The organism is Leptospira soteropolitanensis (assembly GCF_026151655.1).
GTDB classification, from domain to species: Bacteria; Spirochaetota; Leptospiria; order Leptospirales; family Leptospiraceae; genus Leptospira_A; species Leptospira_A soteropolitanensis.
This window is the reverse complement of the sequence record NZ_JAMQPN010000002.1, coordinates 271,038-286,381: the sequence shown is the minus strand read 5'-3', so window position 1 is coordinate 286,381 and position 15,344 is coordinate 271,038. Positions and strand designations below refer to the sequence as shown.

Here is a 15,344-nt window from a genome sequence, read left to right as displayed (position 1 = left end):
GGCCCAGTTTCTGTGGGTTGCGTTTCCTTTGATCTCAAGACTTTAGAGAAAATCAAAAACGGCGAAATCCTAAAAGGGCTTCGTGATTCTAAAAAAATTCCAGAACCTAAACGGACCGAACTACGCACGGAAATTTTAAAGTATGTTTCCTATTACCGTGTCACCTTTGTTAGCGCAACATTCATTGATCGTTTCAATATCAACCAAGCTATTTTTTATGGGATGAATCGGTGTTTGCCGACACACTTTTCTCCTTCTGTATCCAATTCAAAGGAGAATGAAAATTCTAATGCGACCACTTCATTTGGAAAAGAAAAGGGAAGTCATATCTCAGACCAAAGGCCAGGAACAAAACCATTTCTTCTCGCCGATGGAAACTATAAACTAAAGATCACAAAACCCATTGAAGGTTATTTCTCTTTACCCAAAGGAGATGATTTGATTCCTTCGATTTCTGCCGCATCCATCCTTGCTAAAACCTACCGGGATGAATATATGGAAAAGATGGATGCTAAGTATCCCGGTTATGGGTTTGCCAAACATAAGGGATATGGAACCGAAGAACATAGAGGTGCTTTGGAAAGACTTGGAATTTCTCCCATCCACCGGTTGAGTTTTTGTAAATTTCTCCGAAAGGATGGGAGTGAGCCCTCTCTTTTTTAATCAGAATCCGAATCATCCGTTTTACGCTTTAGGAAAACTGACCTCTCAGAGAAAGGATCCGTTTTTTTTTAAAGAAACTAACACTAGGGAACTGGGACTCCAACTTTGGGAAGGCAATCGCTCCCAGTCCAAAACTAGACCTTTGCATACGACCATTCCGAATCATTCTATTTCTCTCCAAACAAAAGGAATCGAAAAGGAAAATCAAATCCACTCAGGGAAGTCCGAGAATCGTTTGCGTTGGGCCCAGTGGATGGCAGTACAATCAGATTCAAAATCAGTGGATGTTTCGGATCTAAAACCCCTTTGGAATTATCTACTTGGAGAAACCGGATTTTCTGACCTTCTTTCTTACATTGATCCTGATGCGAAAGAATCATTACAAATGGTTGTCGAACCGAAAAACAAAGGTTTGGTTCTCTATGTATATTGGGAATCTAAAGAAACCGGTGCGATGGGAATCCAGTTCCATTATGATCCTGAAAAAGAAAAACCGATCTTCGTACAACTCACTACGGAAAGGTCATTCCAAGGTGAAGACTTTACCAAATCTTTTGCCAACCTCATTCGGGACTTTCCCCAAATTCGTTCCGTACAGATGGAAATTTGGAAGGATGAATCCTTTAACGGAGATTATAGATGAAACAAAAAATGGCGGCCCTTGCTTATGATCCGGCGCGAAATGCGGCACCGAAACTAGTAGCAAAAGCAGAGGGAAGACTTGCTACGAATCTGATTCAGATTGCTCGTGAGTCTGGAGTTCTTGTGATTCAAGATGAAGTGATGATGCAAACCTTAGATCATCTCCCCAATGGAAAAGAAATCCCCAGGGATTTGTATGAAGTTGTGGCCGCAGTGTTTCGAATCCTTGTTTTAGAAAGGCAAAAGAAAAACAATTGATGTTTCTACGCTTCTTACTAGGATTTACGCAATTATGCGAAAAATCTCCATACGTGACTTAGAACCTGGATCCAAGTTTACTAAGTCAATTTACCTGGATAAAGACACTGTTTTTGTTGGCGCAGACCAACCCATCACACAACAAGACTTAGACCGTTTGGTTCAATTTGGTATTACCTTTGTATTAACCGATGGAGAAAAAGTAACAGCCGATGGACTTGATAAAACTGCTTCTGGGGCTGGGCCAGGTTACTTCGATACCAACCTTCCTTTTTACCAAGATGATGAAAACTCAACCAGGTTTAAGTATCTACTAGAAAAAGCCAATACAGCAAAGGTTGAGTTCAATGCAGTATTTAAAGATTGTTTTGATTTAGTTCAAAAAACTTATCGATCGGCATCAGAAGGTCGTTATACTGAAATTCGCGAGTTTCGGGAAATTGCGGAACGTATCGCAGATCATACTAAAGCAAACGCTCAAATTTCTATTTTATTATTATCTCATTCTCATTCAGGTTATTATCTATATACACATATCTGTTATGCGACTTTTTTCTCTGTTATGCTTGGAAATTTTTTGGAGTTTTCTAGACCTAAGCTGATTGATTTGGCGCTTGCATCTCTTTTTGCAGATATAGGAATGGTAACAGTACCGGAAGAAGTATCGGAAAAAAAAGGTGTCCTGTCCGAACTAGATTTAAAAACGATCAAACGCCATCCTGTTACTGGTTACCAAATCCTTACCCAAAGATTGAAGTTAAAAAACTCTCTTGCCATAGTTGCCTTACAACATCATGAAGCAGTAGATGGTTCTGGGTATCCACAGAGAATTCTCGCCAACCAAATTGAAGAACTGACTAAAGTGTTTATGATCGGTGATCAGTTTGCTGCCATGATCCATCCAAGACCTTATAGGCAAGCCATCCTTCCTTATGATGCGATGAAGATTATGATTAGTGAAAACGTGAACCGTTTTGATTTAAAAATGGTAAGACTCTTTTTAAACAAACTTTCCATGTTTCCTGTAGGATCCGGCGTGGTTCTTTCTGACCTAAGAATGGGTATGGTAATCGAATCTAATAAAGACAAACCTCTTCGTCCCGTCATTAGAGTCACAAAAGATGCAGAGGGCAAACGCCTAAAACATTTAGAATTTGTGGACCTTATGAAAGACCTCAATCTCTATATCCAACAAGCCATTCCTTTTTCCCAGATTTACTGATCCTTACGGTGATAGGGGATCAGAGATGCAGAAAAAAACGGATCTAGGACAGTCGGGAGAAGATATGGCCACGGAGTATTTGATATCAGAAGGTCATACGATCCTGTTTCGTAATTTCCGAAAATCTTTTGGGGAATTAGACATAATTAGTATTTCGAATGATTTGCTGCATTGTTCAGAAGTGAAGTTTTGGAAAGAAAGTAGCGGATTTCACCCTTTAGAATGTTTTCATGAGACAAAACGTAACCGAATGCGGAAGGTATATTTCTATTTACTAAAAGAAGTTCCTGCCTTTTATCACCTAACACCTTCGTTTAATTTGATCCATATCACAGAAAAAAAGGAAGTTCGTTTTTATTCGTCAATCTTCTAAAATACTTCATCAAGGGATTTTTGTACTGGGCCGATTGGTTTTGTATCCCTAAAGGGAAAACGCTCTCAAGGATGAGAGTTTGATTGTTACAAGGAAGTAACCGTATGAGACAATTTAGTATTTTTGGGAATTTGGCAGAAACCGACGAATTTGGTCCAGATCCGGTATTACTCCGGAAACGGGGAATGGCCTCCACCGTTCAGAAAAAATTCGAAAATTACAAAAAAAAGATCGATGATCCAGCTTACATGGATTATGCGATTAATAAAATTGCGATGGAAATTTCGCATTTTATTTCAAAGTAGTTAACCTAGGCTATAAATCCACTGGTAACCGATACAATATTCAACTGCTTCCCGGATATGTGCTTCCTTTGTTCGGGAGGATAAATCCCAATCTGCTATGGTCCGAGCCAGAGAAATGATTTGTTTTTTCTTTCTTAAGGAGAGTAGTTTGGTTCGGTTTTCTGAATCTAAAATTCTTTGAATTTTAGATTCTTCATCTTCTGGAGTTTTTCTGGTTTTTCGAAATATGATACGATCTAGAAGAATTTTTTTCATTCTATATTCTTCTAGTTGAATACACCTTTCATTCGTTGTTTCGAATAACGTTTGAAAGATGGTAATTCGGTCTAAAAAAGCCCCACTTATTTTTTGTAAATACAATCGAATCTTTTGTAAGGAACAGTGACAGGTATTGTTACTGTGGTAGTTTCCACAAGGGCAGGGGTTGGCAGAAAGCATTAGAGTAAAATCCGTTTTTATTTTTGTTTTTTCGTTCAATCGTACAATTTCTAAATACGAATCTTCCATAGGCATCCGTAGGCTTTCCAAAATCCGATCTTTAAATTCTAATGCTTCATCTAAATATAGAACTCCGCCGTAAGCTTTAGAAATTTCGCCAGGTTGAAAAGGTAATCCACCTCCTACGAGTCCTACTTCTGTAGCGGAATGGTGCGGGGACCGAAAGGGTCGTTTTTTTGTCGGGATTTCAAAATCTCCACCGAGTGTCCAGATTCCTTGGTCGTTTGGGTCTCTTGTTTCTTTAAGAGGGAGGAGGGATTCAAGCATGCGGTGGAGCATGGTTTTTCCTGAGCCAGGACTTCCGAGGAGTATACTATGGTGTTTGCCAAGAATGGCATAGAGAAGACCCTGAAAGGTTTTCATTTGAAAAGGATCTAAAAATACTTTTTCCCAAGTTTGCGATTCCGAATTTAGAGGGGAAACTTCTAGGATTTGAGGTACGGACTGGTTTATGATTCTTAGCCCATCCAAATGTTCTAAAAAATAATATCGGCCTTCGGGTAAGTTTTCTTTTTCTAAGGATTTGGGAAGGCAAAGGGTAACATCTTGGTTGTTTCTATTTTGCCAGAGATAGGGTAAAAGTTCCTGTCCACCAAGAACCGCTCCATCTAAGCCGAGCCCACCTAAGAAGAGGATAGGACCCTCAGGAATTTGGATTTGTTCTGTTGCTTCCAAGATTCCCACAGCAATGGCAAGATCCAAACAAACCATCCTTTTGGGGATATGGGCCGGTTTTAAATTGATTATGATGGTCTCGAGTGGGAATATGAATCCTGACACCTCTAAAGCCAAACGGATGCGGTCTCTGGACTCTTTTGTGAGGGAGGAGGCACAACCTAGAATTTGGAAATTGGGAAGACCCCTTCGAATGCCTACTTCTACCTGGATTTCTTTGGTTCCATTCCATTCGTATAACAGACTTCCGACTTCGGCGCGTTTGGGGATCACAAATAAATCAGGTCCTGTTTCTTCTCTTTTGGGCCAAAAAATAAAAAAGACTTTTCATAATTGAGGCATCATGGTGACTTTTCCTCAGAGTTTGCTTTGAATTGTAGTGTCATTCGTGTAATTCCCTTCGTTCTTCTCCTTGTGTTCAGCCATTGTTCCCAAAGGTTGATTAAAAAAGAAAGATTAAGGGAAATCAATGAATACTATGATGGAAAAACCTATTCCTTACAAGAAGAGATCAAGTTCTCGGAAACGGAAGTTTGGAAGAAAGGGACTTTGGTAAAGATTTATATTGAATCTACACCTTCTCTTTTGAAATTAAAGGTGTATCCTATTGCAGAGTCTAGAGAGTCTTCTGTGGGAAAGTTGGCTGCTTATATCATCAATGATGATGTGAAGAAAAAGCAGTATGACCTGGAAGACGTCGAAGAGTGGGTTTCTAGAAAGTTCACTCTGGTAGAACCCAGTGTAAAAAAAACAAAGAAATAAAGGTTTGGGAAGTCTCCATTGTTGCAAGTTTTTCGTTTTCATTCTTTCTTTGTTTCTAGTTCAAGATTTCTCCCCCTAATTCCCGATATTTTATCTGTGAAGATCCTTCGGTTGGTTATGATTTCCCATTTGGTCCTTTCTGGAACCGGGCTTTTTGCCAATCCATTCCAAAAAATTCACTCAGAGATCAATGAGTCTATTCCGGGAAACGAATCCGCCATGTTTCGTCTCTTTGGTTCTCAATCCCAAGAATCGGAGATTCACAAACTTTTCTCAAGTGGAGTCAATCCTTCCGGTGAAGAGGAAGAGGTGGAACTAGCTTCTCTTGATCTGCCCAAATACATCGACGTATCACCTGTAGTCAGCAATACCGTAGTTCATGAATCTGGTATCATCATCAAAAAATACGCGGTCCAAAAGAAGGACAATCTATCGAAGATTGCTAGGTCTTTTTCTATTGAGTTGGCTAAACTAAAAAAACATAACGGACTCACCAGTGACCAGTTAAAAATTGGGCAAGTTTTAGAGATTCCCGTCCAAGTAAAAAATGCCTCCTCGTCTAGGGTCGTTCTAAAAAAGATTTTCATTTTGCCTGTGCCTCAAAGTCGAGTGACTTCCCGGTTTGGAAGGCGAGTTGATCCATTTAATAAATACAATCGTGTCTATCATACCGGTCTTGATCTTGCGGCCAAAGTTGGGGCACCTGTTCTTTCGGCAGCAGATGGAGAAGTTGTTTTCACTGGTCGCAATGGGGGATACGGCAATTCCGTTACGATCCAACATAAAAATGGTTATAAAACAGTTTACGCCCACTGTTCACAGATTTTAGTTGAGGTTGGGGAAACGGTGAAAATGGGTCGTGTGGTGGCTCTGGTCGGACGGACGGGAACTGCCACAGGAGCGCATTTGCATTTTGAAGTGTTTCGAAACGGGAAAATAATGAATCCCGAGTCAGCTCTTAGCATCACGGAAAAACAAGTCACCAGGCTCCCTAAATCTGAAGTAGCTGGAATGTAATCGGAGCCAACCTCCGGTTTGTGGGGAGCATGAATTTAATCCTTCAAAGAATCCAATCGAGTCAGTTTTTGACATTGATTCCGGCGGTTTTACTTTTTTCCTTTTCTTTAGCTTATCTTTTAAAGTTAGTTTTGCTCCTTTTGTTTTCGACAGAAACAGGGATTAGTGTCGCAGGAGCCAAACCCAAACAGATGCGCCAAGAAGTGATTTTGGCTGTAAGTACTTATGAAGACATTGTTACCGGAAATCTTATCCGTGGGCAAGTTTATGACCCTAATGATGCCACCAAACGGGGGGCAGATGGCACACCACTCGATCCAGAAATCGCTCAGGATAATGGGGACGATGACCAAATGCTCATCACTGGAACTCTTTCAGGACACTGGTCTTTTGCTCGGGTCACAGTACGCGAAAAACAAAACAATGACTCAGAAGAATACGCAACAGGGGAAATGGTCGGTGGATATAAAGTCCAAGCCATAGAACAACATTATGTGGTATTGAAAAAAGGTGGTTTAAGCCTTCGAGTCAATATCGGGGAAACTCCCGCACAAGCGAAAGAACGAATTCGACCAAAAGATGCGGCGGCTGTTTCTAATTTGGGACCATCGAGCCAAACCGTCCAAAAAGTTCTTTCCCGTGAGGACGTGAATCGCAAACTAAAAGATCCGAATACTATCTATAAAAATGCAAGGTTTGGCCCACATTTGGTAGACGGAAAGATCGAGGGTTACAAGATCTATCAGGTGGCAAAAGACCATGTCTTTTATGCTCTCGGTGCGCGCGGTGGGGATATCATTAGAAGGGTCAATGGAATGCCGCTCAATGAAACAGAGAAAATGTTGGAAATTTGGGGTTCGATCAAACAAGCTCCAAAAATTACAGTGGATTTAGAGAGACAAGGCAAAATAATCACATATGAATTTATCATTCGGAATTAAAATGAGAAATCGTCTTCCTTTAGTATTACTTAGTATTTGCCTTTATGTATTTGTTACACCTGGTTTTTCCCAAGAAAAAGGGAAACCTAAGACCAAAGCCACGTCACAAGAACCTGCCAGTTTTACTGCTGATTGGAGAGATACAGAACTCAAAGACTTTTTAATGGGGATGAGTGCTATCATCAAAAGAAACATTCTCATTGATGATGCAGTAAAAGGGAAAAAAATTACTATCATCTCGCAAAAACGAGTAAAAATTGATGATGCTTATGGATTTATGAAATCCGTTTTAGAAACGCAAGGGTTTGGTCTGATTGAAGAAAACGATTTAATTAAAGTTGTAAAGATCAAAGATGCCTTAGCAAAATCACCGATTGTCCGAATTGGAAAAGATCCGGTTTCTGAATCAGAAGTTTCTCTCAATAAAACTATTACACAAATTGTTCCATTAGAATATTCGAATGCTGCTGAGCTTGAACCAATTCTTAAAAGAGTAACATCTCCTGATACTGATATTATCATTCCTAAAAACCAAAATACTTTGATATTTTCTGGTTCTACATCTGATATCAATAAGTTGCTTAAGTTAGTTGATAATTTAGATGTAAGAGTGGATGGTCCGGGATCGATTTCTTCTGCAGGTGATATTCATATTTATACTTTAGAATACAATGAAGCAGAGAAGTTGGCTGCCATTTTAGTAAAGTTGGATATGCCTGATGCCCCTGTGGCACCTACTCAAAATGCTCAACCGGGGGAACCTGGTCCTGATGGAAAACCAAATCCACCTCCGCAACCAGTGACCCAGGCTCAAAAAATTCCTGGCAAACAAGATAAAATCAAAGCTGTTGCCCACAAGGAATCCAACTCACTTATTGTGACTGCTTCGCCGCAGGAATGGGAAGAAATTAAAAAAATTATAAAAATTTTGGATACTCCCAGAAAACAGGTGTTACTGGAAGTTTTGATTGTGGAATTAAGTTCTACCGATCTCAATGATTTTGGTATCGATTGGCGTTACCAAGAGCTGGCTTATGGTCAGTTTAATACTGGTCTTGCGGCGCAAGGGGGAGTCATTGATAAAAACGGTCGGCCCACTAACGTAAATACTTTATCTGGGTTCTCTCTTGGATTCATTCGCCGTGGGGGACAACAAATCATTGGTATTTTAAATGCAAACTCCACCAATGAGAATTTTAACGTATTGTCAGCACCTCAAATTTTGACTTTAGACAACCAAGAAGCAGAAATCAATGTGGGTCAGGATGTTCCCGTTCGAACTCAAAACCGTAACGCAGGTCTTGGTGGTGATAATGCGGTCACTGTGGCAAACTTCGAATACCGTCCCACAGGTATTAAACTTAAGTTCACACCGCATATCAATAAAAACAACCGCATCACTTTAGATCTTTACCAAGAGATCAAAAACGTTGCAGGGATATCTTCGGAAGCTACCGGGGGAAACCCAACTTTCAACAAACGAGATATCAAAACAACCATTGTGGTCGATAATATCCAAACCATCGTGATTGGGGGGTTACTTTCCAATGACAAACAAAAGAAAGTGCAAAAGATCCCCATTTTAGGGGAGATTCCACTTCTGGGAACCCTATTCCGAAGAACTACCAATCAAAACCGAAAAACCAATTTGATGGTATTTTTGACTCCTCATATCTTAGACGACCGTGACAAATCGGATCGTATTACCATCCAGAAGAAAAATGAACAAGAAAGGATGGTGGATGAACGAGAAAAGAAATTACGATGAGAAAGAGTTTAGGCCAAATCCTATTAGAAGATGGGATTCTTACCATTAAGGATCTCGAAGATATTTCCAAACAACAGGAAAAAACAAATCTTCCCATCACTCATATCATCCAAAAAAAAGGTCTCGCTTCCGAAACTGATATATTAAAAGCACTAGCAAAACTTCATCGTATGGAGTTTATCGATAAACTGGAGTTTGCTGGTAATGAAGATGTTTTTGGCAAAATTCCCTTAAAACTTGTCCAACGATCTAAAATTGTACCAGTCTCTGTCAAAGGCAAAAAGGTAGTCGTTGCCACTTGCGATCCAACGGACCTCCATCCAATGGACGATATGAGGTCCTTTTTAAAAGGATACGAAATTCAATTCGTTCTCGCTACTGAAAACGAAATTATGAGAATCATCCATTCTCAGTTCGACAAAACTACTGCCGAAGCAAAAGAGATGATGGATGAAATGGATGGAAGTTTCGGTGACCTCTCCGATGCTTTTGAATCCGATGCGCTAGATTTATCCAATGAAGCTCCCATCATCAAGATGGTGAACGTAATTTTGTCACAGGCTGTATCGGAAAGAGCTTCCGATATTCACGTGGAACCATTTGAAAAATCCGTTGTTGTTCGTTATCGAGTGGACGGAGTTTTGCAAAAAGTCCTTAGTCCTCCTAAGTCTTATTTGGCGGGAATATCTACCCGTATCAAAATTATGTCGAATTTAAATATTGCGGAAAACCGTTTGCCGCAGGACGGAAGGATTAAACTCCGGTTAGCTGGGAAGGATGTGGATGTTCGCGTTTCCATCATTCCTTGTCAGTTTGGAGAACGCATAGTAATGCGTATTCTAAACAAAACGGACCAAAAGTATTCTATTGAGACAATGGGTTTTAATAAAGAAATCCTGAGTGAGTTTAAAAATTTAATCTACAAACCTTATGGAATCATTTTGGTGACTGGTCCCACAGGTTCCGGTAAATCGACGACACTTTATTCCGCACTTTCTGAAATCAATACTGAAGAACGAAATATCATTACTTGTGAAGATCCCGTGGAATACCAGATGGATGGAATTTCCCAGATGCAAATGAATGAAAAAATTGGTCTCACTTTTGCTGCAGGTTTACGTTCTATCCTTCGTCAAGATCCGGATGTGGTGATGGTGGGGGAGATCCGTGATGAGGAAACAGCAAGGATTGCTATCCAGGCTTCCCTTACCGGCCACTTAGTGTTTTCTACCTTACACACCAATGATGCTTCCTCGGCTGTAACAAGGCTTGTAGACATGGGAATTGAACCATATCTCATCACAAGTTCTGTATTAGGTTTTATGGCGCAAAGGCTAGTTCGGGTCATTTGTAAGGATTGTAAGACATCTTATAAACCGACCGACAAAGACCTCGCCGGTCTTGGAATCCAAAGAAAAGAATTAAAAAATGGTGTTTTGTACCGAGGTAAGGGTTGTCCTTCTTGTCTAAACTCTGGATATAAGGGCCGAACTGGTTTGTATGAACTACTTACAATGAATGACGAAATCAAACGGGCCATTTTGCAAGGGGCAGATGCAAATCGCATCAAGGAACTTGCCGTCAAAAATGGTCTATCCACTTTGCAGGAATACGGTAAATATAAGGTGATCGAAGGGGTCACTACTCCAGAAGAGGTCCTTCGGGTTTCTTAATTTTTATGCCACTTTATACATACGTTGCATTCAATAAAAAGGGCAAAGAAGAAAAAAATATTATCGATGCCCCAAATTTACAGGCGGCGCGTAACAAATTAAAAGCGAAAGGCCTTTATGTTAGGTCTATCCAAGAAGATAGGGAAAAGGAAGAAAGAGAGCTTTTTCCTTTTTTGTCTAAATTGTTGTATAGGATCCCTAGAAAAGAAGTGGGTCTATTTTGCAAACAGTTGGGAACTCTTCTTGGTGCGGGTATTCCACTCGATAAATGTTTGTTATCGATCATTGATCAAGTGGAGAACATCTATTTCAAAAAAGTTTTGATTGAGATGCGAGCAGACATCACGGAAGGAATGAGTCTCTCCGAATCCATGAAAAAACATAAAACTGTTTTTCCTGACCAATATCCTAGTTTGATTTCCGTTGGTGAATCCACTGGAAATTATGAAAATACCTTACATCGTTTGGCTGAGTTGGAAGAAAAATCTTCCGAGCTGAAATCAAAAGTTCAAGTGGCAATGATTTACCCCATGATTATGGGTTTACTTTCTCTAGGAGTATCTATCTTTCTTCTCGTTGTAGTCATTCCGCAGATTGAACAGCTGTTTGCTTCCTTTGATGCGAAACTTCCTCTACTCACAAGAAGTGTGATTTTTTTATCTTATGTTTTAACCAATTATTGGTTTTTTATTTTGGGTGCCCTAGCCGGTGGGTTTCTTGGATTTATGAAATGGAAAAGTTCTGGGGAAGGAAAAAAAACTTGGGATAAATTTCTTCTAAGATTACCGGTGATTGGAACCTTACTTCGAAAAATCCTGGTATCTAATTTTGCAAGGAACCTATCGATTTTACTTTTGAACCGAGTGCCCCTCATTGTTTCTTTGAATATTGTTTCTGATGTTGTGGGTCATACCGTTTTTAAAGAGGAAATAGCATCAGCTATAGTCAAAATTAAAGAAGGGGGAAAACTTTCTGATTCTTTACAAGGATCACAGGTCCTTTCGCAAATGGTGCTTGGGATGCTCAGTGCTGGGGAAGCCTCTGATAAAGTCCCTGAAATGATGAATAAACTCTCGGAAATCTATGAATCCGAGGTAGACACGGCAATAAAATCTTTGACCCAATCCTTAGAACCCATGATGATCATTGTAATGGGTGGAATTATTTTTACCATTATGGCGGCGATTATGACGCCAATGTACAAACTAACTCAAGAAATCCAGGGGATGTAGAGTTTATGAAAACTAAAGGGAAACACAGAAAGATTCGTGAGGGACTGACTCTAATCGAGATTACCGTCGTAATGCTCATTTTAGGTTCACTCATGGCGATTCTTTACTCCAGTATCGGAAACCGGGGTGAAGGCGAAAAAAAATTGAAGCTGAAAAATGACAGTGCGGTTTTAAAAACTGCATTGGAAAGATATTTGGAAGTCTATGATAAATATCCTACCGAAGAACAAGGTTTACAAGCTTTAATTGAAAAACCAGATGATGATAAAATTGGCGATGATTACGAACCTATTGTTCGTGAAAAAGCTGTTTTAAAAGATCCGTGGAAAACTCCTTACGTATTGAAGTTTGAGGGAGCTGTTCCTCAGATTCTTACTTTGGGTGAGGACAAAAAAGAGGGTGGCGAAGGAAAAAATAAAGATTTTAATATCCTTTCACCGGATGATTACCCGGCAGCCTTCCGATAGAATTTCGGTTTTGAAAACCAAACGGAAATTACGCGACGGTCTCACTCTCATTGAGATTGCCGTTGTAATTTCCGTTCTTGGTCTTATCATGGTAATTGTTGGGGGAACACTTCGAAACCTAATCATTCCATCAACCGAAGATATCGCTGTTAAATTACAGGAATCTTTTAAATTCGGATACAACAAAGCTCAGTTAACAAACCAAGCAGTTCTTTTTAAATACGATTTTGAAAAAAGGGAATACCAATTTTTTCTTTTGAAAAGAGAAGAAGGCGGCCTGGAAGAAGAAGCCATTTTAAAAAAAGTTACACTTCCTTTTTATTCCAAAATTGTGAAAGTGAGAGATGTAGCCGGAAAACCAAGATCGGAAGGAAAACTACATATTGTTTTTACCCCGCAAGGCACAACCACTGATTTGTTTTTATATGTAGGATCTGATACGGAAATTAAAAGAACCATCCAAATTTATAGATATGGTGGAAAATTTAAAATCCATAAAACTGAATATTTCCCAGAACCAGAATCGACTCCCATTCAAAAAGTTTCTTATGGCCTCGATGAACGTGATGAACAAGTAGATTCCAATGCAAAACCTCAGTCGAAGTAAACGAAAATCCAGAGGATTCACTCTCTTTGAAGTAACGATTGCAATGGCTATGGCTGCAATGGTGATGACTTATACGTATTCACTGATTGCAGAAGGGATCTCGTATCAGAAAAAAGCTGTTTTACTTGCGAATGCTGTGCACCTAGCAAAGATAAAAATGGCCCAAGTAGACTCCTCCACTACTATGCAAACAGACACAACGCGTGGCTCGATTGATGCATTTCCTGGATATACCTTTGAAACAGAAATCAAAGAAGAAGAAATGGATTTACTGAAACTTGCTGGTGGACCGAATGCCGAGGAACTCCGAAAAAAAGCACCAAAGGATATGTTAGGTGATAAGGATGTCGGTTTTAGTGATCTGATGAAAAAAAGAGGTCAGAAAAAAAGTTTTGAGACTGGGGGAGTTCTTAAAGTATTTAGAGTTAAGGTTTCTATTTTTTATTTGGATGGAAATAAAAAAGAAACCTACAGTGTCGAAACTTTCAGGAGTACAAAATACTAATGAAAGTTTTGCGTGAAGATTTTCCATCAGAAAACAAACGGAAGATTCGCAATGGCTTCACCTTGGTAGAAATATCGATCGTTGTGATGATTATGGCAGTGATATTCACTGGAATTTTTTCTGTTTTTTATACAGCCAATAAAATCTCCAAAAAGGGTGCCTCTAATAAAGGTGCCAACAGAAAGGACATTTTATACGCAATGGAGAACATAAGGGGAACTCTGGCACGAACTTATTTTATAGATAACCAAAAGCGAATATTGTTTGTAGGGAAACAAGATGGTGTCACAGGGTCAAGAAATGACCGAGTTGTATTTGCTACTTCGAATCCGAATTCAGAAGAAGAGGGGCAAGCATCTGTCAGGGAAGTTTCTTTTTATTTGAGAAAAATGCCAAATCCAAAAATGGAAGGTTTGTCTTATCTCATTCGCAGAGAAGATGAAATGATTGATACCTTTCCTACACAAGGTGGCGTTGAACATGTATTACTTGAAAATGTAAAAAGTTTTCAGATGAAATTTTCTGAACGTGGAGACAAATGGGTCGATGATTGGAATTCTCGGACTACAAAAAAAATTCCAAGGCTCATTCGTTTTGAAATTATATCACTAGTGGGGAATGCCTTTGTTAAATATGAATCGCTTGCGCATCCAGTCATTCTCTTCAAATAAAAAACTAAAAAGAGGATTTATGGTCTATCTCCTTGTGATGGCCATAGGTACAGCTTCCATGTTTACAGCCTCTAAATTTTTTGAAGATGCTGCTACTGAATACCGGGTAGCAAGATCTCAAGCGGATGGATTTAAGGCGCATATGTTAGCCAAAGCTGGGTTTATGGGGGCAGTGGGGGCACTCAAAAAAATACCGGAAGAAGTATTATACCAATCGGGTTTGGCGATGGACCCTCCTCCGATTCCGTTAGGGGGTGGTGTGATCTATTACACAATGAGTCCCGAAGATGGTAAAATTAATATTAATTCCCTTGTAAAAATTTACGATGACCAGCCGAACCAGAGAACGATTGAGATGGTCACTAGACTTTTTTACCAATTTGGTTTAAAACGGGAAATGATTTTCCCGATTTTGGATTGGATCGATGAAAACCACCAGGAAACGGGGGGAGGCGCCGAACAGTATTACTACAGTAGGCTTACTCCGCCAAGAAAAATCAAAAATGCACCCCTTTATTCCCTTTCGGAACTTCTTAGTGTTAAGGGTTATGATCGTTCTATTGTATATGAGAGTTTGAAGCCCAAGGATTATGATAAAAATAACTCGAAGGACTTTATGACGGAGGAGGAAAGAGCCCTTCGTTCCGATAAAGATTATGTGCTTTCCAATAATATCACTGCCTATTTACCTGCGGGTGATTCTTATGACGACCGAATCAATATCAATACTGCACCCTATTTTGTCCTCATCTCCCTTTCTGACTTTATGACCAAACAAGCCGCTATGAAAATTTTGAAACTCAAGTTGCAGAAAGGAGGCTATATTAAAGAATTGAAAGATCTGGAGACCGAACCGGAATTCCAAGTGAAGACTACAGGAGATTTAACTCTGTATAAGGAACTGGCAGGAGAAGGAACAGATGTTTCTGGTGGGCGTATCAAAACCAAAGGCGAAGTGTATAAAATTACAGGGGTTGGGATTATAAAGGATAAAGTGGTTCGAAAGGTTTCTGGTCTTTTTGACCTAACCAACAACCAAATGTTATACTATACTGAAGATTAATT

Annotated in this window: 18 protein-coding genes; 17 read left to right on the top strand and 1 reads right to left on the bottom strand. The window is 39.6% G+C overall.

Going from position 1 to position 15,344, the window contains the following annotated elements; all coding sequences use genetic code 11:
* Positions 1–12 precede the first annotated feature (12 nt).
* The 6 genes from ND811_RS06045 (at position 13) to ND811_RS06020 (ending at position 3,463) form a co-directional block, all read left to right on the top strand.
* Positions 13–663, top strand: a complete 651-nt coding sequence (locus ND811_RS06045; protein ID WP_407658878.1) for a ribonuclease HII — start codon at positions 13–15, stop codon at positions 661–663.
* Complete coding sequence (locus ND811_RS06040; protein ID WP_265351208.1) at positions 644–1,306, top strand: hypothetical protein; 663 nt, start codon at positions 644–646, stop codon at positions 1,304–1,306. The genes ND811_RS06045 and ND811_RS06040 overlap by 20 nt, the downstream gene beginning before the upstream one ends.
* Entirely contained in the window at positions 1,303–1,563 is a 261-nt protein-coding gene (locus ND811_RS06035) for an EscU/YscU/HrcU family type III secretion system export apparatus switch protein (RefSeq protein WP_265351207.1), read from the top strand. The genes ND811_RS06040 and ND811_RS06035 overlap by 4 nt, the downstream gene beginning before the upstream one ends.
* Before the next feature lie 34 nt (positions 1,564–1,597).
* Complete coding sequence (locus ND811_RS06030) at positions 1,598–2,785, top strand: cyclic di-GMP phosphodiesterase (RefSeq protein ID WP_265351206.1); 1,188 nt, start codon at positions 1,598–1,600, stop codon at positions 2,783–2,785.
* Positions 2,786–2,810: 25 nt separating this feature from the next.
* On the top strand, positions 2,811–3,158 hold the full coding sequence (locus ND811_RS06025) for a YraN family protein (RefSeq protein ID WP_265351205.1): 348 nt from the start codon (positions 2,811–2,813) through the stop codon (positions 3,156–3,158).
* Positions 3,159–3,262: 104 nt separating this feature from the next.
* Complete coding sequence (locus tag ND811_RS06020; RefSeq protein ID WP_265351204.1) at positions 3,263–3,463, top strand: hypothetical protein; 201 nt, start codon at positions 3,263–3,265, stop codon at positions 3,461–3,463.
* On the opposite strand, the gene ND811_RS06015 is transcribed toward ND811_RS06020, so the two are convergent.
* Entirely contained in the window at positions 3,464–4,909 is a 1,446-nt protein-coding gene (locus ND811_RS06015; protein WP_265351203.1) for an ATP-binding protein, read from the bottom strand.
* 120 nt (positions 4,910–5,029) lie between these two features.
* On the opposite strand from ND811_RS06015, the gene ND811_RS06010 reads away from it, so the two are divergent.
* Genes ND811_RS06010 through ND811_RS05960 form a run of 11 tightly spaced genes read left to right on the top strand, consistent with a single transcriptional unit; the run spans position 5,030 to position 15,342 of the window.
* Positions 5,030–5,398: a type II secretion system-associated lipoprotein gene (locus ND811_RS06010; protein ID WP_322113449.1), complete on the top strand. Its 369-nt coding sequence runs from the start codon at positions 5,030–5,032 to the stop codon at positions 5,396–5,398.
* Between the two features lie 18 nt (positions 5,399–5,416).
* Positions 5,417–6,415, top strand: coding sequence for a peptidoglycan DD-metalloendopeptidase family protein (locus ND811_RS06005; protein ID WP_265351201.1), 999 nt, complete (start codon positions 5,417–5,419; stop codon positions 6,413–6,415).
* A 29-nt stretch (positions 6,416–6,444) separates the two neighbouring features.
* Entirely contained in the window at positions 6,445–7,356 is a 912-nt protein-coding gene (locus tag ND811_RS06000; RefSeq protein WP_265351200.1) for a general secretion pathway protein GspC, read from the top strand.
* Between the two features lies 1 nt (position 7,357).
* Positions 7,358–9,124, top strand: coding sequence for a type II secretion system secretin GspD (gene gspD, locus ND811_RS05995; RefSeq protein WP_265351199.1), 1,767 nt, complete (start codon positions 7,358–7,360; stop codon positions 9,122–9,124).
* Positions 9,121–10,797, top strand: a complete 1,677-nt coding sequence (gspE, locus tag ND811_RS05990) for a type II secretion system ATPase GspE (RefSeq protein WP_265351198.1) — start codon at positions 9,121–9,123, stop codon at positions 10,795–10,797. The genes gspD and gspE overlap by 4 nt, the downstream gene beginning before the upstream one ends.
* 5 nt (positions 10,798–10,802) lie before the next feature.
* Entirely contained in the window at positions 10,803–12,029 is a 1,227-nt protein-coding gene (locus ND811_RS05985; protein WP_265351197.1) for a type II secretion system F family protein, read from the top strand.
* A 5-nt stretch (positions 12,030–12,034) separates the two neighbouring features.
* The gene (locus ND811_RS05980; RefSeq protein WP_135569597.1) at positions 12,035–12,496 is read left to right on the top strand and encodes a type II secretion system protein GspG; all 462 of its coding nucleotides are present in this window, start codon (positions 12,035–12,037) and stop codon (positions 12,494–12,496) included.
* Positions 12,497–12,506: 10 nt separating this feature from the next.
* Positions 12,507–13,103: a type II secretion system protein gene (locus ND811_RS05975; RefSeq protein WP_265361142.1), complete on the top strand. Its 597-nt coding sequence runs from the start codon at positions 12,507–12,509 to the stop codon at positions 13,101–13,103.
* Complete coding sequence (locus ND811_RS05970; protein WP_265351196.1) at positions 13,081–13,608, top strand: prepilin-type N-terminal cleavage/methylation domain-containing protein; 528 nt, start codon at positions 13,081–13,083, stop codon at positions 13,606–13,608. Before ND811_RS05975 ends, ND811_RS05970 begins: the two co-directional genes overlap by 23 nt.
* Positions 13,608–14,279: a type II secretion system protein GspJ gene (locus ND811_RS05965; RefSeq protein WP_265351195.1), complete on the top strand. Its 672-nt coding sequence runs from the start codon at positions 13,608–13,610 to the stop codon at positions 14,277–14,279. Before ND811_RS05970 ends, ND811_RS05965 begins: the two co-directional genes overlap by 1 nt.
* Positions 14,242–15,342, top strand: a complete 1,101-nt coding sequence (locus ND811_RS05960) for a type II secretion system minor pseudopilin (RefSeq protein WP_265351194.1) — start codon at positions 14,242–14,244, stop codon at positions 15,340–15,342. Before ND811_RS05965 ends, ND811_RS05960 begins: the two co-directional genes overlap by 38 nt.
* The last annotated feature ends 2 nt before the right edge of the window (positions 15,343–15,344 follow it).

What these genes read in the sequence shown, in the direction of transcription:
- ND811_RS06035 (WP_265351207.1), top strand. Translation starts at nt 1,303, where the DNA reads ATGAAACAAAAAATGGCGGCCCTTGCTTATGATCCGGCGCGAAATGCG.
- ND811_RS06030 (WP_265351206.1), top strand. Translation starts at nt 1,598, where the DNA reads ATGCGAAAAATCTCCATACGTGACTTAGAACCTGGATCCAAGTTTACT.
- ND811_RS06025 (WP_265351205.1), top strand. Translation starts at nt 2,811, where the DNA reads ATGCAGAAAAAAACGGATCTAGGACAGTCGGGAGAAGATATGGCCACG.
- ND811_RS06020 (WP_265351204.1), top strand. Translation starts at nt 3,263, where the DNA reads ATGAGACAATTTAGTATTTTTGGGAATTTGGCAGAAACCGACGAATTT.
- ND811_RS06000 (WP_265351200.1), top strand. Translation starts at nt 6,445, where the DNA reads ATGAATTTAATCCTTCAAAGAATCCAATCGAGTCAGTTTTTGACATTG.
- gspD (WP_265351199.1), top strand. Translation starts at nt 7,358, where the DNA reads ATGAGAAATCGTCTTCCTTTAGTATTACTTAGTATTTGCCTTTATGTA.
- gspE (WP_265351198.1), top strand. Translation starts at nt 9,121, where the DNA reads ATGAGAAAGAGTTTAGGCCAAATCCTATTAGAAGATGGGATTCTTACC.
- ND811_RS05985 (WP_265351197.1), top strand. Translation starts at nt 10,803, where the DNA reads ATGCCACTTTATACATACGTTGCATTCAATAAAAAGGGCAAAGAAGAA.
- ND811_RS05980 (WP_135569597.1), top strand. Translation starts at nt 12,035, where the DNA reads ATGAAAACTAAAGGGAAACACAGAAAGATTCGTGAGGGACTGACTCTA.
- ND811_RS05970 (WP_265351196.1), top strand. Translation starts at nt 13,081, where the DNA reads ATGCAAAACCTCAGTCGAAGTAAACGAAAATCCAGAGGATTCACTCTC.
- ND811_RS05965 (WP_265351195.1), top strand. Translation starts at nt 13,608, where the DNA reads ATGAAAGTTTTGCGTGAAGATTTTCCATCAGAAAACAAACGGAAGATT.
- ND811_RS05960 (WP_265351194.1), top strand. Translation starts at nt 14,242, where the DNA reads ATGAATCGCTTGCGCATCCAGTCATTCTCTTCAAATAAAAAACTAAAA.